At 73.3% G+C, this 21,178-nt stretch carries 19 protein-coding genes and 1 pseudogene; 6 read left to right on the forward strand and 14 right to left on the reverse strand.

Translation table 11 applies throughout. The features are described from left to right. Window positions 1-2: 2 nt before the first annotated feature. Genes ACIQD7_RS02125 through ACIQD7_RS02140 form a run of 4 tightly spaced genes read right to left on the reverse strand, consistent with a single transcriptional unit; the run spans window position 3 to window position 5,777 of the window. On the reverse strand, window positions 3-2,177 hold the full coding sequence (locus ACIQD7_RS02125; RefSeq protein ID WP_402438638.1) for a 3-hydroxyacyl-CoA dehydrogenase NAD-binding domain-containing protein: 2,175 nt from the start codon (window positions 2,175-2,177) through the stop codon (window positions 3-5). Window positions 2,178-2,217: 40 nt separating this feature from the next. Next, window positions 2,218-3,432 carry an acetyl-CoA C-acetyltransferase gene (locus tag ACIQD7_RS02130; protein WP_121829755.1) on the reverse strand — a complete coding sequence of 405 codons (1,215 nt, stop codon included), beginning with the start codon at window positions 3,430-3,432 and terminating at the stop codon, window positions 2,218-2,220. A gap of 57 nt (window positions 3,433-3,489) precedes the next feature. Further along, on the reverse strand, window positions 3,490-4,632 hold the full coding sequence (locus tag ACIQD7_RS02135; RefSeq protein ID WP_121829754.1) for an acyl-CoA dehydrogenase family protein: 1,143 nt from the start codon (window positions 4,630-4,632) through the stop codon (window positions 3,490-3,492). Further along, the gene (locus ACIQD7_RS02140) at window positions 4,629-5,777 is read right to left on the reverse strand and encodes a CaiB/BaiF CoA transferase family protein (protein WP_402438640.1); all 1,149 of its coding nucleotides are present in this window, start codon (window positions 5,775-5,777) and stop codon (window positions 4,629-4,631) included. Before ACIQD7_RS02140 ends, ACIQD7_RS02135 begins: the two co-directional genes overlap by 4 nt. A 247-nt stretch (window positions 5,778-6,024) precedes the next feature. Between ACIQD7_RS02140 and ACIQD7_RS02145 the strand changes: the two genes are divergently transcribed. Further along, a complete protein-coding gene (locus ACIQD7_RS02145) occupies window positions 6,025-7,248 on the forward strand; it encodes a saccharopine dehydrogenase family protein (protein ID WP_402438642.1) in 1,224 nt (407 codons plus the stop codon). A gap of 60 nt (window positions 7,249-7,308) precedes the next feature. Here ACIQD7_RS02145 and ACIQD7_RS02150 read toward each other — a convergent pair whose 3' ends face one another. From ACIQD7_RS02150 to ACIQD7_RS02160, 3 genes are all read right to left on the reverse strand, one after another. Further along, on the reverse strand, window positions 7,309-7,695 hold the full coding sequence (locus tag ACIQD7_RS02150) for a hypothetical protein (RefSeq protein WP_402438644.1): 387 nt from the start codon (window positions 7,693-7,695) through the stop codon (window positions 7,309-7,311). Window positions 7,696-7,785: 90 nt separating this feature from the next. After that, window positions 7,786-8,157 (reverse strand): VOC family protein, encoded by a 372-nt coding sequence (locus tag ACIQD7_RS02155; RefSeq protein ID WP_391166960.1) that lies wholly within the window; start codon window positions 8,155-8,157, stop codon window positions 7,786-7,788. 129 nt (window positions 8,158-8,286) lie between these two features. Continuing rightward, entirely contained in the window at window positions 8,287-9,012 is a 726-nt protein-coding gene (locus tag ACIQD7_RS02160; protein ID WP_402438647.1) for an endonuclease V, read from the reverse strand. A gap of 90 nt (window positions 9,013-9,102) precedes the next feature. Between ACIQD7_RS02160 and ACIQD7_RS02165 the strand changes: the two genes are divergently transcribed. Beyond that, window positions 9,103-9,402, forward strand: coding sequence for a YciI family protein (locus ACIQD7_RS02165; RefSeq protein WP_121829749.1), 300 nt, complete (start codon window positions 9,103-9,105; stop codon window positions 9,400-9,402). 36 nt (window positions 9,403-9,438) lie between these two features. On the opposite strand, the gene ACIQD7_RS02170 is transcribed toward ACIQD7_RS02165, so the two are convergent. Next, window positions 9,439-10,515: a WD40/YVTN/BNR-like repeat-containing protein gene (locus ACIQD7_RS02170; RefSeq protein ID WP_402439686.1), complete on the reverse strand. Its 1,077-nt coding sequence runs from the start codon at window positions 10,513-10,515 to the stop codon at window positions 9,439-9,441. 628 nt (window positions 10,516-11,143) lie between these two features. On the opposite strand from ACIQD7_RS02170, the gene ACIQD7_RS02175 reads away from it, so the two are divergent. The 3 genes from ACIQD7_RS02175 to ACIQD7_RS02185 all read left to right on the forward strand — a co-directional run bounded on the left by ACIQD7_RS02175 (window position 11,144) and on the right by ACIQD7_RS02185 (window position 14,715). Then, a complete protein-coding gene (locus tag ACIQD7_RS02175; protein ID WP_121829748.1) occupies window positions 11,144-11,560 on the forward strand; it encodes an SsgA family sporulation/cell division regulator in 417 nt (138 codons plus the stop codon). Window positions 11,561-11,819: 259 nt separating this feature from the next. After that, the gene (locus tag ACIQD7_RS02180; RefSeq protein WP_402438649.1) at window positions 11,820-13,463 is read left to right on the forward strand and encodes an ABC-F family ATP-binding cassette domain-containing protein; all 1,644 of its coding nucleotides are present in this window, start codon (window positions 11,820-11,822) and stop codon (window positions 13,461-13,463) included. Window positions 13,464-13,740: 277 nt separating this feature from the next. Further along, window positions 13,741-14,715 carry an acyl-ACP desaturase gene (locus ACIQD7_RS02185; RefSeq protein ID WP_121829746.1) on the forward strand — a complete coding sequence of 325 codons (975 nt, stop codon included), beginning with the start codon at window positions 13,741-13,743 and terminating at the stop codon, window positions 14,713-14,715. A 98-nt stretch (window positions 14,716-14,813) separates the two neighbouring features. Here the strand turns inward: ACIQD7_RS02185 and ACIQD7_RS02190 are convergent, their stop codons facing one another. Next, window positions 14,814-15,071 carry a WhiB family transcriptional regulator gene (locus ACIQD7_RS02190; protein WP_062756753.1) on the reverse strand — a complete coding sequence of 86 codons (258 nt, stop codon included), beginning with the start codon at window positions 15,069-15,071 and terminating at the stop codon, window positions 14,814-14,816. A 230-nt stretch (window positions 15,072-15,301) separates the two neighbouring features. Here ACIQD7_RS02190 and ACIQD7_RS02195 point away from each other — a divergent pair, with 230 nt between their 5' ends. Continuing rightward, window positions 15,302-16,147, forward strand: coding sequence for a hypothetical protein (locus ACIQD7_RS02195; protein WP_402438652.1), 846 nt, complete (start codon window positions 15,302-15,304; stop codon window positions 16,145-16,147). Here ACIQD7_RS02195 and ACIQD7_RS02200 read toward each other — a convergent pair. The 5 genes and pseudogenes from ACIQD7_RS02200 to ACIQD7_RS02220 all read right to left on the reverse strand — a co-directional run bounded on the left by ACIQD7_RS02200 (window position 16,137) and on the right by ACIQD7_RS02220 (window position 21,068). After that, window positions 16,137-17,225 (reverse strand): LLM class flavin-dependent oxidoreductase, encoded by a 1,089-nt coding sequence (locus tag ACIQD7_RS02200; protein ID WP_402438654.1) that lies wholly within the window; start codon window positions 17,223-17,225, stop codon window positions 16,137-16,139. The genes ACIQD7_RS02195 and ACIQD7_RS02200 overlap by 11 nt on opposite strands. 3 nt (window positions 17,226-17,228) lie before the next feature. Then, a complete protein-coding gene (locus ACIQD7_RS02205) occupies window positions 17,229-18,092 on the reverse strand; it encodes an ABC transporter substrate-binding protein (protein ID WP_402438656.1) in 864 nt (287 codons plus the stop codon). Then, the gene (locus ACIQD7_RS02210) at window positions 18,089-18,880 is read right to left on the reverse strand and encodes an ABC transporter ATP-binding protein (RefSeq protein ID WP_402438658.1); all 792 of its coding nucleotides are present in this window, start codon (window positions 18,878-18,880) and stop codon (window positions 18,089-18,091) included. The genes ACIQD7_RS02205 and ACIQD7_RS02210 overlap by 4 nt, the downstream gene beginning before the upstream one ends. Next, window positions 18,877-19,689, reverse strand: a pseudogene (locus tag ACIQD7_RS02215) (ABC transporter permease); the annotation flags it as partial. The gene ACIQD7_RS02210 and the pseudogene ACIQD7_RS02215, both read right to left, overlap by 4 nt. A 356-nt stretch (window positions 19,690-20,045) precedes the next feature. Further along, window positions 20,046-21,068: an ABC transporter substrate-binding protein gene (locus tag ACIQD7_RS02220; protein ID WP_402438660.1), complete on the reverse strand. Its 1,023-nt coding sequence runs from the start codon at window positions 21,066-21,068 to the stop codon at window positions 20,046-20,048. Window positions 21,069-21,178: the final 110 nt, after the last annotated feature.

Consider the following 21,178-nt stretch of genomic DNA (forward strand, 5'->3'; position numbering starts at 1 on the left):
GGTCAGGCGTCGGTGAAGACCTCGCCGCGCTCGGCCTTCTCCACCAGGAGGGCCGGCGGGGCGAAGCGCTCGCCGTACGTCTCCGCCAGCTCGCGGGCGCGGGCGACGAAGCCGGCGACGCCACCCTCGTAGCCGTTGATGTACTGGAGGATGCCGCCGCTCCAGGCCGGGAAGCCGATGCCCATGATGGAGCCGATGTTGGCGTCGGCGACCGAGGTCAGGACGCCCTCCTCCAGGAGGCGGACGGTGTCGATGGCCTCGGAGAACAGCATCCGCTCCTGCATGTCGCGGAAGGGGATCTCGTACCCGGGCTTGGTGAAGTGCTCGCGCAGGCCGGTCCAGAGCTTGCCGCGCTTGCCGTTCTCGTCGTACTCGTAGAAGCCGGCGCCGCCGCTGCGGCCGGGGCGCCCGAACTCGTCGACCATGCGGTCGATCACGGCCTCGCCCGGGTGGGTGGCCCAGACGCCGCCGGCCTCCTCGATCGCCCGCTTGGTCTCGTTGCGGATCTTGCGCGGCAGGGTGAGGGTCAGCTCGTCCATCAGGGAGAGGATCTTGGCCGGGTAGCCGGCCTGCGCCGCCGCCTGCTCGATGGAGGCGGGCTCGATGCCCTCGCCGACCATGGCGACGCCCTCGTTGAGGAACTGGCCGATCACCCGCGAGGTGAAGAAGCCGCGCGAGTCGTTGACCACGATCGGGGTCTTGTTGATCTGCCGGACCAGGTCGAAGGCCCGGGCCAGGGTCTCGTCGCCGGTGCGCTCGCCCTTGATGATCTCCACGAGCGGCATCTTGTCGACGGGCGAGAAGAAGTGCAGGCCGATGAAGTCGGCCTGGCGCTCCACGCCCTCGGCGAGGACGGTGATCGGCAGGGTGGAGGTGTTGGAGCAGAGCAGCGCGTCGGGCTCCACGACGGCCTGGATCTCCTGGAACACCTTGTGCTTGAGGCCGGTGTCCTCGAAGACGGCCTCGACGACCGCGTCGCAGCCCGCGAGGTCGGCGACCTCGGCGGTGGGGGTGATGCGGGCGAGGAGGGCGTCGGCCTTCTCCTGGGTGGTGCGGCCGCGCGCGACGGCCTTGGCGCACAGCTTCTCGGAGTACGCCTTGCCCTTGGCGGCGGACTCAGCGGAGACGTCCTTGAGGACGACCTCGATGCCGGCGCGGGCGCAGGAGTAGGCGATGCCGGCGCCCATCATGCCGGCGCCGAGGACGGCGACCTTGCGGACCCGGCGGGGCTCGATGCCCTTGGGGCGGCTGGCGCCGGAGTTGACGGCCTGGAGGTCGAAGAAGAACGCCTGGATCATGTTCTTCGCCGTCTGGCCGGTGACCAGCTCGGTGAAGTAGCGGGACTCGATGACGGAGGCGGTCTCGAAGTCGACCTGGGAGCCCTCGACGGCGGCGGCCATGATGGCGGCGGGCGCCGGGTAGGGCGCGCCGTTGAGCTGCTTGCGCAGGTTGGCCGGGAAGGCCGGCAGGTTGGCGGCGAACTTCGGGTGCGCGGGGGTGCCGCCGGGGATCTTGTGGCCGGGCAGGTCCCAGGGCTGCTGCGACTCGGGGTGGGTGTCGATGAAGGCGACGGCCTTCGCGAGCATCTCCTCGGGGGTGGCCGCCAGCTCGTGCACCAGACCGTTGTCCAGGGCCCGCTTGGGGTTGTACTGGGTGCCCTGGAGCAGCACCTTGAGGAGGGCGTCGGTGATGCCCATCAGGCGCACGGTGCGGGTGACGCCGCCGCCGCCCGGGAGCAGGCCGAGGGTGACCTCGGGCAGACCGATCTTGGAGCCGGAGGCGTCGAGGGCGATCCGGTGGTGGGAGGCGAGGGCGATCTCGTAGCCGCCGCCGAGCGCGGCGCCGTTGATCGCGGCCACGACCGGCTTGCCGATGGTCTCGATGCGGCGCAGGGCCTTCTTCATCTCCAGGGCGCCCTCGAAGATGTCCCGGGCGTGCTCGGGGCCCGCCTGGATCATGTCCTTGAGGTCGCCGCCGGCGAAGAAGGTCTTCTTCGCGGAGGTGTAGATGATGCCCCGGATGGAGTCCTTCTCGGCCTCCACGCGGTCGGCGATCGCGATGATCGAGGCCCGGAAGGCCTGGTTCATGGTGTTGGCGGACTGGTTCGGGTCGTCCAGGACGAGGGTGACGATCCCGGTCTCGTCCTGCTCCCAGCGGATGGTGGTGCTCTCGCTCATGACTGATGCTTCTCCGTAAGAAGGGGTTCGGACGGGACGGTCAGACGCGCTCGACGACGGTGGCGATGCCCATCCCGCCGCCCACGCACAGGGTGGCCATGCCGTAGCGCTTGTCCTGGCGCTCCAGCTCGTCCACGAGGGTGCCCAGGATCATCGCGCCGGTGGCGCCGAGCGGGTGGCCGAGCGCGATGGCGCCGCCGTTGACGTTGACCTTGTCCAGCGAGGTGCCCATGTCCTTGACGAAGCGCAGGACGACGGCGGCGAAGGCCTCGTTGATCTCGACCAGGTCGATGTCGTCCATGGTCAGACCGGCCTTGGCCAGGGCCTTGCGGGCGGCCGGGGCCGGGCCGGTGAGCATGATGGTCGGCTCGGAGCCGGAGACGGCCACCGAGACGATCCGGGCGCGCGGCGTCAGCCCGTACCGCTCGCCGACCTCTTTGGAGCCGACGGCGACGAGGGCGGCGCCGTCGACGATGCCGGAGGAGTTGCCCGCGTGGTGGACGTGGTCGATCTCCTCGATCCAGTGGTACTTCTGCAGCGCGACCGCGTCGAAGCCGCCCAGCTCGCCGATGTCCGCGAAGGACGGCTTGAGCTTCGCCAGGGAGTCGGCGGTGGTGCCGGGGCGCAGGAACTCGTCGTGGTCGAGGACGGTGAGGCCCGCGCGGTCCTTGACGGGGACGACGGAGCGGGCGAAGCGGCCGTCCTTCCAGGCCGCGGCGGCGCGCTCCTGGGAGAGGGCCGCGTACTCGTCCACGTCGCGGCGGGAGAAGCCCTCGATGGTGGCGATGAGGTCGGCGCCGATGCCCTGGGGGACGAAGTTGGTCTCCAGGTTGGTCATCGGGTCGGCGAACCAGGCGCCGCCGTCGGAGCCCATCGGCACGCGGGACATGGACTCCACGCCGCCGGCCAGGACGAGGTCCTCCCAGCCGGAGCGGACCTTCATGGCGGCCATGTTGACCGCTTCGAGGCCGGAGGCGCAGAAGCGGTTCTCCTGGACGCCGGCGACGGTGTCGGGGAGTCCGGCGGCGATGGCGGAGACGCGGGCGATGTCGGAGCCCTGGTCGCCGACCGGGCCGACGACGCCGAGGACGATGTCGTCGATGGCGGCCGGGTCGAGGCCGGGGTTGCGGCTCTGGATCTCCTTGATCAGGCCGACGACCAGGTCGATCGGCTTGGTGCCGTGCAGGGATCCGGTGGCCTTGCCACGACCGCGCGGGGTGCGGATCGCGTCGTACACGTACGCTTCGGTGCTCACGGGAAGCCTTTCGCGATGAGGGTGGGAGGAATCTCGCCGGGGGTGTCGCGGGGGAGGTCAGCCGAGGAGGGAACGGCCGATGATCTCCTTCATGATCTCGGTGGTGCCGCCGTAGATGGTCTGGATGCGGCCGTCGGTGTAGGCCCTGGCGACCGGGAATTCCGTCATGTAGCCGTATCCGCCGTGCAGTTGCAGGCAGCGGTCGGCGACCTTCTTCTGGAGTTCGGTCGCCCACCACTTGGCCATCGAGGCGTCCACGGCGTCCAGCGCGCCGTTCGCGTGCTCCTCGATGCAGCGGTCCAGGAAGGCCCGGGTGACGGCGCACTCGGTGGCCATCTCCGCGATCTCGAAGCGGATGTGCTGGAGCCGGGAGAGCGGGCGGCCGAAGGCCTCGCGCTCCTTGACGTAGGTGGTGGTGATCTCCAGGAGGTGTTCGGCGGCGGCGATGCCGGCGACGGCGATGGCCATCCGCTCCTGGGCGAGGTTGGTCATCAGGTGGATGAAGGCGCCGTTGAGCTCGCCGAGCAGGTTCTCCTTGGGGACGCGGACGTCGTGGAAGAACAACTCGGCGGTGTCCTGGGACTTCTGGCCGATCTTGTCGAGGTTGCGGCCGCGCTCGAAGCCCTCCGCGCCGCGCTCCACGACGAGCAGGGAGAGGCCGTGGGCGCCGCCCTCGGGGGTGGTGCGGGCGACGACGACCACGAGGTCGGCCAGGATGCCGTTGGAGATGAAGGTCTTGGAGCCGTTGAGGATCCAGTGGTCGCCGCGGTCCTCGGCGGTGGTGCGGATGCCCTGGAGGTCGGAGCCCGCGCCCGGCTCGGTCATGGCGATGGCGGTGATGGTCTCGCCGGAGCAGAAGCCGGGCAGCCAGCGCCGCTTCTGCTCGTCGGTGGCGAGGGAGGTGAGGTACGGGCCGATGATGTCGTTGTGCAGGCCGAGGGCGAGGCCGGGGGTGCCGGCCCGGGTGAACTCCTCAGCCAGGACGGCGCCGTAGCGGAAGTCGGGGTTGCCGCCGCCCCCGTACTCCTCGTCGACGGCGATGCCGAGCAGGCCCTGCCGTCCGGCGGCGAGCCAGGCCTCGCGGGAGACGATGCCGTCCTTCTCCCACTGCTCGTAGTGGGGCAGCACCTCCTTCTCCAGGAAGGTGCGCACGACCGCCCGGAAGGCTTCGTGGTCCTCGGTGTAGATGCGGCGCTTCATGCGGAAGTCTCCTGGGGGTGCAGGGAGGGTACGGCCCAGTCGCGGGCGACCTCGGCGGTGTCGGCACCGGGCAGGGCGGGGCCCGTGCGCAGGGTGCCGGGGGTGACGGAGAAACGGGGTGCGGGGGCCGGCTGGACCTGCCCGGCGTGCTCGGCGAAGGTGCCGCGGGCGGCCAGGTGCGGGTGGGACGGGGCCTCGTCCAGGGAGAGGACGGGGGCGACGCAGGCGTCGGAGCCCTCGAAGACGTCCGTCCACTCCTGCCGGGTCCGGCCCAGGAAGGCCTTGGCGACGGCCTCGCGCAGCTCGGGCCAGCGGGCGAGGTCGTAGCGGCCGGCGGCGGCCTCCTCGCCGATCCCGAGGAGGCGGACGAAGTCGGCGTAGAACCGCTCCTCCAGGGCGCCGACCGCCATGTGGCCGCCGTCGGAGGTCGCGTACACGCCGTAGAAGGGGCAGCCGCCGTCGAGGAGGTTGGTGCCGCGCCGGTCCTGCCAGCTCCCGGCGGCCAGCATTCCCCGGATCATGGTGGTGAGGTGGGCGGTGCCGTCGACGATCGCGGCGTCCACGACCTGGCCCTCGCCGTGGGCGCGGGCGTGCTGGAGGGCGGCGAGGACGCCGACGACCAGGTAGAGCGAGCCTCCGGCGTAGTCCCCGAGCAGGTTGGCCGGGATCGACGGCGGGCCGTCCGGGTCCGGGCCGATCATGCCGAGGGCGCCGGTGATCGCGATGTAGCCGATGTCGTGCCCGGCGGTCGGGGCGAGCGGTCCGTCCTGGCCCCAGCCGGTCATCCGGCCGTAGACCAGGCGCGGGTTGCGGGCGAGGCAGGCGTCCGGGCCGATGCCGAGGCGCTCGGCCACGCCGGGCCGGTAGCCCTCGAGGAGGACGTCCGCGCGCTCGACCAGGTCGAGGACGGTCGCGGGGCCGTCGGCCGCCTTGAGGTCGACGAGCACCGAGCGCTTGTTGCGGTTGGTGAGGTCGCGGGCGGGGTCGATGCCGAGCCCGGGGCCGCCGGGGCGGTCGACCCGCACGACGTCCGCGCCGAGGTCGGCGAGCAGCATCGCGGCGAAGGGGCCGGGGCCGATGCCGGCCAGTTCCACCACGCGCACCCCGGTGAGGGGTCCGGTGCGGGCGGTGTGCGTCGTGCTCATCGAACCCCCGGAAGTGTGTGACACCAATGATGTAACACCGGAGATGCTAGGAACGTGTTCCACTCGGCACAAGCCCCCCGGCCGAGCAAGCGCTTGGAAATTCCGGACGGATCCTCCGATCGGGGCCCGCGTGCTTCCGGGGGCCCGGGGTACCTGAGGGCCCGGGAGATCCGGAGGAGGGCTTCCGCTATCCTCCGCCGACGACGACCGCGCACGGCGGCGCGGTCCGGCCGAGACGAGGGGCTGCATGGACACAGGGGCGGGCGTGGGGAGCGGGGCAGGGGCGGGCCCGGAGCGCGGGGCCAGGCCGTACGACGTGGTCCTCTTCGGGGCCACCGGTTTCGTGGGGGAGCTGACCGCGGAGTACCTGGCCGAGCACGCCCCCGACGGGTGCCGCTGGGCGCTCGCGGGACGCGGCCTCGGCAAGCTGGAGGCGCTGCGGGACCGGCTGGCCGCGGCCCGGCCGCACCTCGCGGACCTGCCGCTGGTCGTGGCGGACTCCGCCGACCCGGCCTCGCTGCGGGAACTGGCCGAATCCGCCCGGGTGGTGGCGACGACGGTCGGGCCGTACGTCTGGTACGGCGAGGAGCTGGTCGCCGCCTGCGCGGAGGCCGGCACGGACTATCTGGACCTGACGGGCGAGGCCGAGTTCGTGGACCTCGTGTACGTGCGGCACGACGCGCGCGCCCGGGAGACCGGCGCCCGGATCGTGCACGCCTGCGGCTTCGACTCGATCCCGCACGACCTGGGCGTGCACTTCACGGTGGGGCAGCTGCCGGAGGGCGTGCCGCTGCGGGTGGACGGTTTCGTACGGGCCGGGGCGGCGTTCTCGGGCGGCACCTTCGCCTCCGCGCTCACCGCCCTCGGCCGGGGCCGGGAGGTCCTGCGGGCCGCGCGCGAACGGCGCCTGCACGAGCCCCGGTTGGTGGGCCGCCGGTCGCGGGCGCCGCTCGGCGGCCCCCGGTTCAGCCGGGAGACGGGCACGTGGGCGCTGCCGCTGCCGACGCTCGACCCGCAGGTCGTGGCGCGCTCGGCGGCGGCCCTCGACCGGTACGGGCCGGACTTCCGCTACCGGCACTACGCCTCCGTGAAGACGCTCCCGATGGCCCTCGGCGGCGCGGCGGCCGTCGGCGCGGGCGTGGCGGCGGCCCAACTCCCGCCGGTCCGGAGCTGGCTGATGGAGCGTTACCGGGCCGGGGAGGGCCCGTCGGCCGAGCGGCGCGCCCGCAGCTGGTTCTCCGTGCGGTTCGTGGGCGAGGGCGGCGGGCGGCGGGTCTTCACCGAGGTGTCGGGCGGTGACCCGGGGTACGACGAGACGGCCAAGATGCTCGCCGAGTCGGCGCTCTGCCTCGCCTTCGACCCGCTGCCGAAGACCGCCGGCCAGGTCACGACGGCGACCGCGATGGGCGACGCCCTCACCGCCCGCCTGCGGGAGGCGGGCATCCGCTTCCGGGTGGCGCACCGGGGCTGAGGCCGGTGCGGCTGCCGCCCTCGTTCCGTACGGGCGAGGGCGGCGCCCGGCGGGTCCCGGTCAGTAGGCGTTGACGTACCAGATCGCGCCGCCGAGGAAGACCGGCAGCGTGAACGCCATCTGGAGCATCCAGGGGACGTCCGGGCCCTCGTCGTCGGGCTTGCCCGGGTTCTCCGCGCGCCACGTCATGAACGCGCGCATCGCCTTCCGGTGGCCGGCGACACCCAGGGCGATGCCCAGGAACGCCCCGCAGTAGAGGGGGAGCAGCCCGGTCAGGGGCGTGTCGTAGGTGGTGCTGTAGGTCGCGGCCGCCACGAAGCACAGCGCCGGGCCGCACGACACCCAGATCCTCTGCCGCCCGTTCGTCATCCCCGGAAACATCACGGCGAGATACACCGCCACGCTGATCACGGCGAACAGCCACCACCACGGTGACGTCCTGTCCATTTCGCCCCCCCTTCGCACCTGTGTTCGTTCTTGCGGTCCGGGGCCCATCCTCCCCCGACACCCGGAGCGGGCGGACGGCGGGGCTCCGCCTCAGGGCCGCACGAGGCGGAAGGGATGGCCGGCCGGGTCCGCGTAGACGCGGCGGGCCGGGTCGCCTCCCCCGTCGTCGAGCGGTACGGCTCCGAGCGCGAGGACGGCCTCGTCGGCGGCGGCCAGGTCGTCGACCCGTACGTCGAAGTGGAACTGCTGCTCGGGCGCGCCCCAGGCGGGCGACCGGTGGCCCGGGACGCTCTGGAAGGCGAGGACGGGGCCGCAGTCGCCGCGCAGGACGACACAGCCCTCGCCGGCGGTCCACCGGGGATCGGGGTCGTCGACCTCGCCGCCGATCAACCGCTGGTAGAAGAGGGCGAGTTCGTGCGCGTCGGGGCAGTCGAGGACGACGCACCGCAGCCGTCCGATCACGCGGACCTCCCGGGGGCGGCGGGGGTCGGGGTCGGGCCGCGCCGGGCGGAACGCGGCGGAACGGGAAGGGGAGTTGTCATGATCCCCACTCTGCCGGGTGGGCCCGGGAGCCGGTATCCGTACGCGTACTCAGAGGGATCCGGACGTTCCGGGAGGGGACGGACGTCCCCCGAGCGCCTCCGCGAGGGCGCGGCGGCAGAGGGAGTCGGCGCGGCGGGTGGTCTCGGGGATCCGGTAGCGCGGGGTGAGGTGGAGGGTGTGGGCGCAGGCCCGGTCGAGGGAGACCCGGTGGCCGACGGAGACGAAGACCGGCTTGACCCCGCCCCGGGTGCGCACGGCCCGCCCCACCTCCTCCCCGTCGGCGAGCAGCGGGGACGAGTCGCCGCGCGCGGGCCCCGGCTGCTCGTGGGCGAAGGCGAAGGGGTTCTTGGCGACGCCGACGGACGGCCGTCCGGTGAGCACGCCGAGGTGGCTGGCGAGCCCGAAGCGGCGGGGGTGGGCGAGCCCGTAGCCGTCGCAGACCAGGAGGCCGGGGTCGGCGTCCAGGGCGTCGAGCGCGGCGAGCACGGTCGGGATCTCCCGGAAGGCGAGGAGGCCGGGGACGTACGGGAACGAGACCCGGCCGACCGCCGTCGCCTCCTCCACGACCTCCAGGGTCCGCGCGTCGAGCACGACGGCCGCGGCGGCGACGAGGTCCCGCTCGTCGTCGTAGGCCACGTCGAGCCCCGTGACGTGCCCCTCGCCGACCGGCGGCCCCTCCTCGTCCCGTACGAGCCGCCCCCTCAGCTCCCGCTGGACGGCGAGGGCGGCGGTCTCGTCGGCGGGCCAGCCCGCCGGAATCTCGATGATCGTCATGATGCGGGCCACCCTACGGCCGGCCGGGCGCCCGTTCCGAAGGCCGGGACGGACGCCCGGGGCCGGAGGGCGGCCGGTAGCCTGGCGATCATGTTCGTACTGGAATTGACCTACACCGCCCCCGTCGAGCGGGCGGACGCGCTGCTCGACGCGCACGTCGAGTGGCTCGACGCGCAGTACGCCGCCGGCGTGTTCCTCGCGTCCGGGCGGAAGAACCCCCGAGACGGCGGGGTGATCCTGGCCGCCGGGGTCGACCGCGCGGAGATCGAGAGGATCGCGGCGGCCGACCCGTTCAGCGCCGAGGGCGTGTGCGCGTACCGGATCACGGAGTTCTACGCGACCAAGACGGTCGACGGGCTCGCCCCGTACCGGGACGAGCTGCCCTCGTAGCCCCCTGGCCCCATAGCCTCCTGGCCCTCTGGCCTCCTAGCGGAGGCCCAGCCGTGCGATCCGGCCCTGTTCGCCGGAGGCCCAGCAGGAGCCGTCCGGGGTGCAGTCGACCGTGTCGTACGAGCCGGTGTCGACCGTGCGCCAGGTGCGGCCCCCGTCGATGGTGAGGTCCGTTCCGGTGGGGCCGACGGCGAGCGCGGCCGTCCTGCCGTACGGGAGCCAGGCGACGCCCGAGCGGTAGGCGGGCGGCGGCGCGGCCGAGGGGCGCCAGGTGCGGCCCGCGTCGGCGGTGACGGCGGCGGCCTCGGGGGACGGCTGGTCCTTGCGGTAGTCGCCGCCGACCGCGATGCCGTGCGTACGGTCGCGGAAGGCGAGCCCGAAGACGCCCCGGGCCGGGTCCCCGGCCGGGATCGGCGAGGCCGTCACCGTCCAGGTCAGGCCCCGGTCGGCGGAGTGCAGCACGCGCGCGGTGGCCGCGCCGCCCGTCGCCAGCCACACGTCCCGGGATCCGGCCGACACCAGGCACTGGCCGCTCGCCGCGAACCCCGCCTCGCCGGGGAGCGCCTCCGGCATCCCCGCGGTCGGCAGGACCCGCCAGGACCGGCCGCCGTCTCGGGTGGAGAGGATGCGGTACCTGCCGTCGACCGGGTCGCTCATGGCGAGGCCGTTGCGGTGGTCGAGGAAGGTCATGCAGTCGTAGAAGGCGCGCGGGTCGGTGTTGCGGAAGGACTCGGTCCAGGTGGCGCCGCCGTCCTCGGTGCGCAGCACCCGCGAGGCCTCGCCCTCCCCGATGGCGAGGACGACGGCCCGGCGGGCGTCGAAGGCCTCCACGTCGCGGAACTCCAGCCCCTCCGCGCCGGGCGGGGACACGTTCCGCCAGCTCCGGCCCCCGTCGGTGGTCCGCAGCACCGTGCCCCGGGAGCCCGCGGCCCAGGCGGTGCGGCGGTCGACCGCCGCGAGCCCCCGGAAACGGGCGTCGGTACCGGTCGGCGTGAGCCGCCAGCCGATTGCGGACGGGAGGTGCCGGCCGGCCGCGAGCGCGAGCGGCCGGCCGTCCGCCGGTACGGAGTCCCGGTCTGTCGTCGGCGTGAACTGCCGGTCGGTCGTCGGCAGGAGGTCTCGGTCGGCCGTCGACGGGAACTGACCGTCGGTCGTCGGCAGGAGGTCTCGGTCGGCGGTCGGCGTGGGCCGTGCGTCCGTCGACGCCGCTGCCGCCGTCACCGTCGCCGCGAGCGGCCGGCCCGTCGTCGGTACGGGCCGCCCCTCCCCCGTCGACGCGACCGTCCGCGTGAGCTGTCCGTCGGTCGCGGCCGTGGGGGTCGCCCCGGCCCGCGCCGGGACGGCCAGGGTCAGCGCGAGCGCCGCCCCGACCAGTCCCGCCGACATCGTTCGTCTCGTCTTCCCCATGGACGTCATGGCGCCGGAAGCTAGTGCCCCCGCCCGTCCGCCGTCCAGGGTGCCTCCGCGCGAGCGGCCGGTACCGGTCGCGGGCCTCCGTATTCCGGCCGTACCACGACCTTTCCGACCCTTGCCCCGAATCGGCCGGAGAACTTTCCGGCCAGAGTCGGGACGCGGCGGAAAGGCCCCGACCTGCCCGGACGCCCTTCCCCCGGGCCCGGTGACGCAGCTCACGTGGATCCGGAGTGCACGTTCCGGCCGTCTCGCCCGTCTTCCCGGGTGTCAGGAGCCCCGGTGTCGGGGAGACGCACAGGATCCGAAACCCGCGCGAGAGGAGCCGGTCTTGTCCGCCGTCATCGAGCAGGCCGTCCAGGCCCGTCTGGTCGCATCCGCTCCCCGGATGGAGACCGTCCCCGCCACCCTGCGGTACGACCGCGAGGATCCGTACGCCGTCAGCATGGCCTTCCCGCCTCCCGCGACCCTGGAGGGCGTCGAGGTCTCCTGGGCCTTCGCGCGCGAACTGCTCGTCCAGGGCGTCGAGCGCCCGGCCGGGGTCGGGGACGTGCGGCTGCGCCCGTACGGGTACGACCGGACCGTGGTCGAGTTCCACGCCCCGGAGGGGGTGGCCATGGTCCACGTCCGGACCTCGGAGCTGCGCCGCTTCCTGGAGCGCTCGCAGCACCTGGTGCCGGAGGGGCGCGAGCACCAGTACCTGGACTGGGACCAGGACCTGACCGAGCTGTTCCGCGAGCGCCCCTGACCCCTCGCCGCCGGACCGTCTCCTAAATCGTTTGCCGCCCTCCCGGTCGGGCTCGTATCGTCGGTAACGACCTTGTCGTCACCCGATCGGAGAAGGACGTTGCTCGTCTGAGGTTGCGAGACACCGCGCCGCGCGTGCCCCCTGTGCCGCGTGTGCCGTTCTCGACCTCGGCGTACGAGCCGTCTTCCCACAGCCCGCGCCCCGGTGTCTCCACGCGTTGCATCCCTTCACGCCCGCGCTCGCGCAACCGGAGGCCTTCATGGCGCATCACCCCACGTTCCTCACCTGTTCCTCGCTCTCCTTCTCGTGGCCGGACGGCACCGAGGTCTTCGACGACTTCCGGCTCGCGGTCGGCCCCGGCCGCACCGGGCTCGTCGGGCTCAACGGCTCCGGCAAGTCCACGCTCCTCAAGCTGCTCGCGGGCGAGCTGACGCCCTCCTCCGGCACGGTCCGGGTCACGGGCGAACTCGGCCACCTGCCGCAGAACCTGGTCCTGGACACCTCGCGCCGGGTCGACGAGATCCTCGGCATCGACGCGAAGCGGGCCGCCCTGCACGCCATCGAGGCGGGCGACCCGGCCGAGGAGCACTTCACCGTCCTCGCCGACGACTGGGACGTCGAGGAGCGGGCCCGGGCCGCCCTCGACCAGCTCGGCCTGGACGGCATCGGCCTGGACCGGACCGTCGGCGAGATCTCGGGCGGCGAGTCCGTCCTGCTGCGCCTCGCCGCGCTGCTGCTCGCCCGGCCCGACGTCCTGCTGCTCGACGAGCCGACCAACAACCTGGACCTGCACGCCCGCGCGCGCCTCTACGAGGCCGTGGAGAAGTGGTCCGGGGTCCTGGTCGTGGTCAGCCACGACCGCGAACTCCTGGAGCGGGTCGACCAGATCGCCGACCTGCGGGACGGCGAGGTCGCCTGGTACGGCGGCTCCTGGTCGGACTACGAGGCGGCGCTCGCCGCCGAACAGGAGGCGGCGGAGCGGATGGTGCGGGTCGCCGAGGCCGACGTCCAGCGGCAGAAGCGGGAACTGGCCGACACCCAGGTGAAGTTGGCGCGCCGGAAGCGGTACGGGCAGAAGAGCTTCGAGAACAAGGTCGCCTCCAAGCTGGTGGCCAACAGCCAGAAGCGCAGCGCCCAGGTCACGGCCGGCAAGCAGCGCACGCTCCACGCCGAGCGCCTCTCGGAGGCCCGGGAGCGGCTGGACGCGGCGGTGGAGGCGGTGCGGGACGACGACGAGATCAGGGTCGAGCTGCCGCGCACCTCGGTGCCGCCGGGCCGCGAGGTGCTGCACCTGCGGGACCTGGAACTGCGGTACGGGGCCCGCGTCGGGGGCGCGTTCGAGCTGCGCGGCCCGGAGCGGATCGCGCTGGTCGGGCGGAACGGCGCCGGGAAGACGACGCTGCTCCGGACCGTCGCCGGGGAGCTGGAGCCGCTGGCCGGGGAGGTGGACGCGCGGGTGCCGCTGCGCTTCCTGCCGCAGCGGCTCGACGTCCTGGACGACGGGCTGAGCGTGGTGGAGAACGTGGCCCGCTTCGCGCCCGGCGCGACGGCGAACGCGATCAGGGCCCGGCTCGCGCGGTTCCTCTTCCGGGGGGCGCGGGCCGACCAGGCCGTGGGCACCCTCTCGGGCGGGGAGCGGTTCCGGGCGACGCTCGCGGCGCTGCTCCTCGCGGAGCCGGCCCCGCAGCTGCTGATGCTGGACGAGCCGACCAACAATCTGGACATGGCGTCGGTGCGGAGGCTGACGGAGGCGCTCGACGCCTACGAGGGGGCGCTGATCGTGGCGAGCCACGACGTGGCGTTCCTGGAGTCGCTCGGGATCACCCGCTGGCTGCTGCTCGACGGCGAGCTGCGGCCGACGACCGCCGAGGAGGTCCGGGAGGTGGCCGCCGACCGGTCCTGACGGGCGCGCGCCCGGCGCCGTCGAACACCCCCCGGGGCCGTACACCCAGCGCCGCCGGATGCTCGCGCCGTGTAGTCGGCGGGGCGTCCGGCGGGCGCCGCACCGGACGTGACCTGCGTCTCCGGCACCCAGCCCGAGCAGGGAGCATAACGGAACGTAATCGGACAACGCCCGGGACGGGGTTGGTGGACGCCTTACGGAGCCTTAACCTACGGTTTCGTAACCTACGGATTCGTAGGTACGCCCGTATGTCCTTCTCCGTCCCCAGGAGTTCCCCTTGACGCTCACCTCTCCCCACCTCGGCAGCTCGGCAGAGTGGACCGACGCCCGGCTGCTCTACGCCCTGGAAGAGGTCGTGGAGAAGGAGCTCAACCGGCACCTGAAGGTCACCAAGGACTGGATGCCGCACGAGTACGTGCCGTGGTCCGACGGCCGGAACTTCCCGGGCTTCTTCGAGGACGGCGAGGCCTGGGACCCGAAGCAGTCCAAGGTGACCGAGATCGGGAAGATCGCCCTCGTGGTCAACCTGCTCACCGAGGACAACCTGCCGAGCTACCACCACGAGATCGCCAGCCTCTTCGGCCGCGACGGCGCCTGGGGCACCTGGGTGCACCGCTGGACCGCCGAGGAGGGCCGGCACGGCATCGTGATGCGCGACTATCTGCTGGCCTCGCGCGCGGTCGACCCGGACAAGCTGGAGCAGTTCCGGATGGCGCACATGAGCGAGGGCTTCGAGTCCGACAACCGGCACTCGATGCTGCACTCCGTGGCGTACGTCGCCTTCCAGGAGCTGGCCACCCGCATCTCGCACCGCAACACCGGCCACCAGTCCGGCGACCCGGTCTGCGACCGGATGCTCGCCCGCATCGCGACCGACGAGAACCTGCACATGGTCTTCTACCGCAACCTGCTGGGCGCGGCCTTCGAGCTCGCCCCCGACCTGACCATGCGGGCCGTGCGGGACGTCGTGGTCAACTTCCGGATGCCCGGGCACGGTATGCCGGGCTTCGAGCGGGCGGCAGCGCAGATGGCGATCGGCGAGATCTACAACATGCGCATCCACCACGACGACGTGCTCCAGCCCGTGCTGCGCTTCCTCAAGGTCCTCCAGATCGACGGCCTGGGGCCGGAGGGGCTGCGCGCCCAGGAGGAGCTGGGCCTGTACATGAACGGTCTGAACAGCGAGGCGAGCAAGTTCGACGAGAAGCTCGCGGCCCGCAAGGCCCGGCTGGCGGCCCGCGCGGCGGGCTGACCGCCCGGACACCCCGCCCGGACACCCCGTCCGGCCGCCCGGCCGGACCGCCCCACGACGCCGGACCACCGCGCGGCGGACGCTCCCGCCGCGCGCGGTCAGCCCCGGTTGCGCTTCAGCCGGAACCGCTCCTTCTCCGAGAGCCCGCCCCACACGCCGAACCGCTCGTCGTGCGCGAGGGCGTACTCCAGGCACGCCACCCGCCCCTCGCAGGCCCCGCAGAGCTGCTTCGCCTCGCGGGTGGAGGAGCCGGGCGCCGGAAAGAAGAACTCCGGTCCGGCCTGGGCGCAGAGCGCGTTCTCCTGCCAGCTCATGTCGGGCTCCGGTGCGGTCAGTACGCTCGTGTCGGTCTGCATGTCGTACACCGTGCCGGAGCGTCGTAAACGAGCCATCAACGTTCGATCAATGCGGCGCGCCGAAAGGATTTGTCAGGTGGCCCCGCATGGACGAGGATCACCACGTGACGATCAGAAAGGGCCATGCCGCGTAGGCGCCCCGCTCCGCTCTCCCGCGCTCGCGCGCCACCGGGCCGGCTCCCCTCAGCCGCCCGACCGCACCCCGCGACCGCCCACCGAGGAGAGCCCCCGTGCACGAGATCGCCCTCGTTCCCCACGCCCGTCTGCCCCGCGCGTACCACGACCGCCATGTCCTGGGCAGTACCGTCGACGCCTTCGGCGCCGCCCACTGGCTGCTCGCCGAGCGCGCCCCTGAGCCGGGCGATGACCTCCACCCCTTCGACGCGCTGGTCGTCTCCGTCCATGACGGCGGTGCCGTCGAGACCACCGAGCTGAGCGGCGTACGGACCCGGTGGCCCAAACTGGACCGGCTGCCGGACGGCGGGTTCGTCGTGGCCTCGGCCCGTGACCGCCGGGGCGACGAGAAGAGCCAGGTGCAGGTCTTCGACGCGCTCGGCCGCGAGACCTGGACCTTCCCCGTCGGGGACGCGATCGAGCACCTGCTCGTGGACGAGGCCGGTGACCTGTGGGTCGGGCACTTCGACGAGAACCCGCTGGGCATCCGCCGCTGGAGCGCGACGGGTGAACTGCTGTGGGCGTCCGAGGACGACCCCGGCGCCGGGTGGATCACGGACTGCTACGCCCTGAACGTGTCCGGCACCGGCGCCTGGGCCTGTCCGTACGTCGATTTCCCGCTCCTGGAGATCAGACCCGGCCAGGACGTGAGGAGACGGACCGGCATCGGGAGAGGCGCCGACTCCCTGGCCGTCCACGGCGAGCGGGTCGCCTTCCTCGACCACGGCCGGATCGTCCACGGGGAGATGACCGGGAGCTCCGTGGAACGGAGGGACGTCGCCCTGCTCACCCGCCCGGAGGGCGGCCCCGTCGGCCGCCGCCGGGTCGCTGCCCGGGGGAGCAGGATCTACGTCGGGTACGGCCCCCTCACCGAGTGGGGCGTCTTCGACCTCAGCGCGTGACCCCCAGGGCCGGCAGGACCGTCTCGGCCACCCGGTAGGCCTCCTCCAGGAGGGGGTTGCCGGAGAGGATGAAGGTGTCGACGCCCAAGGCGCGGTATTCCTGGAGGCGTTCGACGACCTGGGAGGTGGAACCGACGACCGCCGTGCCGGGGCCGGGGCGGAAGAGGCTCATGCCGGGCCAGAGGTTGGGGTGGGTCTCCAGTTCGCGGGCGCGGGCCGGGACCCGGCCGCCGTGCTGGCGGAACTGGCGCTGCCAGCCGACGCCGTCCTCCCCCGCCCGCTCGCCGAGCTGCCGGGCGTACGTCGCCTCGCTGGTGACGTCGAGGAGGCGGTCGGCGGCGGCCCAGGCCTCGTCCTCGGTGTCGCGGACGATGAGGTGGAGGCGCAGGCCGATGCGGAGGGTGCGCCCGTGGGCGGCGGCCCTGGACCGTACGTGGTCGAGCTTCTCCTTCAGGAGGTGCGGCGGTTCGCCCCAGGTGAGGTAGACGTCGACGTGCTCGGCGGCCATCTCGATGCCGGGCGCCGAGGAGCCGCCGAACCAGAGCGGGACGTGCGGTTCCTGGACCGGGCGCAGGTCGCGGAAGGAGGCGCCCGCGTTCCTGAGGTCGTAGAAGCGCCCCTTGTGGTCGAAGACCTCCCCCGCCGTCAGCCGCTTCACGATCGACCAGTACTCGGCGCTCAGTGCGTACCGCTCGTCGTGCTCGACGTGCAGGCCGTACTCGCGCAGGGAGGCGGTCGAGCCGTTGACGACGTTGAAGCGGAGCCGGCCGCCGAAGAGGTTGTCGAAGGTGAGCGCCGTCTTGGCCAGGAGGGTGGGGGAGATCAGGCCCGGGTGGACGGCCAGGAGGGGCTTGAAGCGGGTGCTGGTGGAGGCCGCGAGGGCGGAGCCGAGCGGCCACACGTCGTAGAGGTCGGTGGCGAGCAGCGCCCCGGTGTAGCCGAGCCGTTCGACCGTCCCGGCGAGCTGCTGGAGGTAGCCGAGGTCGACGGGGCGGCGGCCCTCCGGCTCCCACGGGTAGGCGCCTTCGCGCGGGATGATGTACCAGAGGACTTCGGGGGCCTGTGTCGGTGGGGTCACGGGTCAGGCCTTCCGGGGCAGCGCGTCCGCGACGGTGACCGCGCGGTCGACGAATCCGGTGCGGTGGAAGACGTCCGCCGCCCGCTGCTGCTCCGCGACGAACTCCTCGGTGACCTCCTCGATCGTCCAGGGCAGGGCGCGCAGCGCGGTCTCCCAGTCGTCCACCGTGCCGCCCTGGTCGGCGGCGGCGATCTCGGCGGCCTCGCGCGGGTGGGCGGCGGCCCACTCGTCGGCCCGGCGCAGGGCCCGGACGAGCGCCTCGACCACCTCGGGCCGCTCCTCGGCCAGGTCGCGGCGGGTGAAGAAGACGGACCGGTCGCTGATGACCTCGCCGGTGGGGACGAGGACGCGCAGGCCGCCGGTGCGGCGGGCGGCGGCCAGTTCGGCGCCCTGGGCGACCCAGGCGGTGATCTCGCCGGAGCGCAGCTTCTCCTCGCTGCCGGAGTCGCCGCGCACGGCGGTGATGTCGGTGGCGTACGACAGGCCCGCGTCGTCCAGGGCCTTGGCGACGAGGTGGGTCTGCCAGGAGCCGACGGCGAGGTGGACGGTGCCGCCCTTGAGGTCGGCGACGGTACGGACCGGGCTGTCCTCGGGGACGAGGAGGGCGCCGTGGCCGGGGCGGGGCGCCGAGACGGCGACGTAGACGATGTCGTGGCCGGCGGCCTGCGCGGTGACGGGCGGGGTGGAGCCGGTGCCGCCGAAGTCGATGGTGCCGTCGGCGAGGTGCGCGCCGGTGCGGACGCCGTCGGTGTACGGGTGCCAGGCCACGGTCTCACCGAAGGCGGCGAGCTCCTGCTCCGCGTAGCCGAGGCGGGAGAGGTGGTAGAGGGAGGGGTTGCTGCGGTGGACACCGATGACGACGGTCATGCGGGCGCTCCTTCGAAGGGCTCTTCGGACGGGACGGTGACGGGGTGCGGGGCGGGTGCTTCCTCGGGGGCGTGGACGCCGAGGTCCGCGAGGAGGCGGCGGCGGAGGGCGACGAAGGCCGGGTCTCCGGGGTCGCGGGGGCGGTCGACGGCGACGGGTTCGTCGGTGACGAGCCGGCCGTCGCGCAGGACGGCGACCCGGTCCGCGAGGCGCACGGCCTCGTCGACGTCGTGGGTGACGAGCAGGACGGCGGGCCGGTGGATCCGGCGCAGTTCGCCGACCAGGTCCTGCATACGGAGCCGGGTCAGCGCGTCGAGGGCGGCGAACGGCTCGTCCAGGAGCAGCAGTTCGGGCTCCCTGACCAGGGCGCGGGCGAGCGCGACCCGCTGGGCCTCGCCGCCGGAGAGGGTGGCGGGCCAGGCGTCGGCGTGCCGTTCGAGGCCGACCTCCGCGAGGGCCCGCAGTCCGGTCTCCCGGGTCGCGGCCCCGCGCGGGAGGCCGACGGTCACGTTGGCGAGGACCTTCTTGGAGGGGACGAGCCGGGGCTCCTGGAAGACGATCGTGCGGGCGGCGGGGACGAGGGCCTCTCCCCCGTCGGCGCCGTCGAGGGCGCCGAGGATGCGGAGCAGGGTCGTCTTGCCGCTGCCGCTCGCCCCGAGCAGGGCGAGGAACTCGCCGCGCGCCAGGGTGAGGTCGAGGCCGTCGAGGACCGCGCGGGCGCCGAAGACCCGGCGCAGGCCCCGTACCCGTACCGCCGTCCCTCCGGTCGCGGTGGTGGGCGTGGTCATCGGGCTCCTCCCCCGGGGCCGGCCGTGCGCCAGGGCATGAGGACCCGTTCCAGGCCCCGGACGAGGACGTCGGCGGTGAGGCCGAGCAGACCGTAGACGAGGATGCAGACGGCGAGAATGTCGGTGCGGGCGTAGCTCTGGGCCTGGGACATCAGGTAGCCGATGCCCGCGGTGGCGTTGATCTCCTCGGCGGCGATGAGCGCGATGACGCTCAGCGTCATGGAGAGCCGCAGTCCGGCGAGGAGCGAGGGCAGGGCGCCGGGCAGGACGACCTGGCGGACGATCGCGAGCCGGCCGAGGCCGAAGCTGCGCATGGCCTCGACGAGCTTGCGGTCGGTGTTGCGGACGCCGCCGGTGGTGGAGACGTACATCGGGAAGGTGGTGGCGACCGCGATGAGCAGGATCTTCGCGGTCTCGTTGATCCCGAACCAGACCATGAAGAGCGGGACGAGGGAGAGGAAGGGGATGGTGCGCAGGGTCTGGAGGGAGGAGTCGAGGAGTTCGTCGCCGAGCCGGGTGAAGCCGGTGGTGATGCCGAGGGTGAGCCCGGCGGCGAGGCCGATGACGAGTCCGATGCCGGAGCGGGTGAGGGAGGTGGCGAGCGCGTCGGACAGCTGCCCGTTTCCCCACAACTCCCCTACTGCTTCGATGACTTGCGCGGGCGAGGCGAGTACGTCGGGGGTGAGGAGACCGGTGGCGGAGGAGACCCACCAGAGGACGAGGAGGGCGACCGGGCCGAGGGCGCGGACGGTGAGGGAGTACGTGCGGGAGCGGGCGCGGTGGGCGGGTGGGCGGGGGGCGACGAGGCCGGAGGTGTCCTCCCCGGCGCCCGGGGCCTCTCCGGCAACCGAGACCTTTCCGGCACCTGTGGCCTCCCCGGCATCCGGGGCCTTCCCGGTATCCGGGGCCTTCCCGGTATCCGGGGCCTCCCCCGTACCCGGCGCCTCCCCGGCCGGGGGCTTCCCGGCACCTGTGGCCTCCCCGGCCTCCGTGGCCTCCCTGGCACCCGAGGCCTGCCCGGCATCCAGGGCCTTCCCGGAATCCGAGGCCTTCCCGGTACCCGGGGCCTCCCCGGCCGGGGGCTTCCCCGTCCGGTTCTCCCCGGTCCGGTTCTCCCCGGTCCGGTTCTCCCCGGCTCGGTTCTCCTCGCTGGTGGCCGGGGCCGTCACGACAGCTTCTCCACGTCGAGGAGGTGGGCGGCGATGTCGACCTTGTTCGGCGTGACCTTCTGGTCGGCGTAGAAGCGGGCGACGGTCTCGAAGCGCTTGACGTCCTCGGGGCCGATCGGGTCGACGGTGCCCGCCTTGGCGGTGAAGGCGATCTGGACCTCCTTGGCCTTGCCGTTGACGGCGGTGGGGCCGGCGTCGGTGAAGACGTTGAGGTAGGCGGCCGGGTCCTTCTTCTCCTTGGCGCTGTTCTCGTGGAGGTAGGCGTAGAGCGCCTTGACGACCTCGGGGTGCTCCTCGGCGAACTTCGAACGGACCGCGTTCAGGCTGTAGTTGTCGGAGCCGATGGCGGTTCCGTCGGCGAGGAAGCGGGCCTTGCCCGAGCCGATCTCGGCGACGGCGTAGGTGGACCAGACGGCCCAGGCGTCGACCTGGCCGGCGTTGAAGACGGCGGCGGTCTGGTCGGGGCGCAGATAGACGCGCTCGACCTTGTCCGCGGGGATGCCGGCTCCGGCGAGGGCCTTCAGGAGGAGGTACTCGCCGGTGCCGCCCTTGTTGACGGCGACCTTGCGGCCGACGAGGTCCTTCACGGAGGCGATGTCGGAGCCCTCGCGGACGAGGATGCCCTCGCCGACGGGGTCGGGGTCGGTCGCGGTGAAGAAGGCGAAGCCGGGGCTCTGGGAGAGGGAGGTGATGCCGGAGGTGATCGAGCCGGTGGCGATGTCGAGCTGGTCGGCGTTCATCGCCTGGGCGGCGGGGGCGAAGGGGCCGGCGCTGCCGGTCCAGGCCACCTTGGCGCCGACGGCGGCGAGGGCCTCGTCGAGGCTGCCGTCCTTCTTGCCGAGGGCGAGGACGCCGAAGTTGCCGGGGTCGGGGATCCGGACGGTGACCGTTCCCTTCGCCCCCTTCGGGCCGTCGCCCTTGCCCGCGGCCGTGTCCGCGGCCGGGCTGCCGCCGCAGGCGGTGACGGTGGCGAGGGCGGCGAGGGCCGCCAGAGCGGCGAGCGGGGTGAGTGGGCGCATGACGGCCGTCCTTCGGGGTCGGGGTGGCTTGCGTCGGTTACGGGGCGGGGGCGGGTGGGGCGGTACGGGGCGCCTACGGCGGTACGGAGCGGGGTCGCGTGTCGCGCGGT

The sequence above is a fragment of the Streptomyces sp. NPDC093071 genome (assembly GCF_044754545.1).
Taxonomy (GTDB): Bacteria; Actinomycetota; Actinomycetes; order Streptomycetales; family Streptomycetaceae; genus Streptomyces.

Coding starts and splice junctions, on each gene's coding strand:
- ACIQD7_RS02180 (WP_402438649.1), top strand. CDS start 11,820: ATGGCGCATCACCCCACGTTCCTCACCTGTTCCTCGCTCTCCTTCTCG.
- ACIQD7_RS02210 (WP_402438658.1), bottom strand. CDS start 18,880: ATGACCACGCCCACCACCGCGACCGGAGGGACGGCGGTACGGGTACGG.
- ACIQD7_RS02190 (WP_062756753.1), bottom strand. CDS start 15,071: ATGCAGACCGACACGAGCGTACTGACCGCACCGGAGCCCGACATGAGC.
- ACIQD7_RS02145 (WP_402438642.1), top strand. CDS start 6,025: ATGGACACAGGGGCGGGCGTGGGGAGCGGGGCAGGGGCGGGCCCGGAG.
- ACIQD7_RS02150 (WP_402438644.1), bottom strand. CDS start 7,695: ATGGACAGGACGTCACCGTGGTGGTGGCTGTTCGCCGTGATCAGCGTG.
- ACIQD7_RS02165 (WP_121829749.1), top strand. CDS start 9,103: ATGTTCGTACTGGAATTGACCTACACCGCCCCCGTCGAGCGGGCGGAC.
- ACIQD7_RS02160 (WP_402438647.1), bottom strand. CDS start 9,012: ATGACGATCATCGAGATTCCGGCGGGCTGGCCCGCCGACGAGACCGCC.
- ACIQD7_RS02140 (WP_402438640.1), bottom strand. CDS start 5,777: ATGAGCACGACGCACACCGCCCGCACCGGACCCCTCACCGGGGTGCGC.
- ACIQD7_RS02135 (WP_121829754.1), bottom strand. CDS start 4,632: ATGAAGCGCCGCATCTACACCGAGGACCACGAAGCCTTCCGGGCGGTC.
- ACIQD7_RS02205 (WP_402438656.1), bottom strand. CDS start 18,092: ATGACCGTCGTCATCGGTGTCCACCGCAGCAACCCCTCCCTCTACCAC.
- ACIQD7_RS02125 (WP_402438638.1), bottom strand. CDS start 2,177: ATGAGCGAGAGCACCACCATCCGCTGGGAGCAGGACGAGACCGGGATC.
- ACIQD7_RS02220 (WP_402438660.1), bottom strand. CDS start 21,068: ATGCGCCCACTCACCCCGCTCGCCGCTCTGGCGGCCCTCGCCGCCCTC.